The organism is Pseudomonas sp. 65/3-MNA-CIBAN-0223 (genome assembly GCF_040310425.1).
In the GTDB taxonomy this organism is placed as follows: domain Bacteria; phylum Pseudomonadota; class Gammaproteobacteria; order Pseudomonadales; family Pseudomonadaceae; genus Aquipseudomonas; species Aquipseudomonas gregormendelii.
Genome location: NZ_JBEOPV010000167.1, coordinates 1 through 267 on the forward strand (window position 1 = coordinate 1; position 267 = coordinate 267).

Genomic DNA, 267 nt, shown 5'->3' on the forward strand with positions numbered 1-267 from the left:
GGCGAGCACCGGCTCGGGGATCTGCTCGTAGGCAAGCCCGGCGAGGAATTCGGTCAGGGCACGGGTGTGCTGGCTCATGCGTTGGGCTCCAGCGGATTCTCTAACGGATTGGACAGTTCGATGAGGTTCTGGTCGGGGTCGCGCAGGTACACCGAGCGGATCGGTCCGGTCGCGCCGGTGCGTTGCACCGGACCTTCGACGATGGCGACCTGCTGCGCCTGGAGGTGGGCGATCACCTCGGCCAGCGGTGTGGCAACGATGAAGCAG

1 protein-coding gene is annotated in these 267 nt (G+C 66.3%); it reads right to left on the minus strand.

Going from position 1 to position 267, the window contains the following annotated elements; translation table 11 throughout:
• Positions 1 to 74: 74 nt before the first annotated feature.
• On the minus strand, positions 75 to 267 hold a 193-nt coding region (locus tag AAEZ09_RS28390; protein ID WP_502947610.1), incomplete at its 5' end, for a VOC family protein.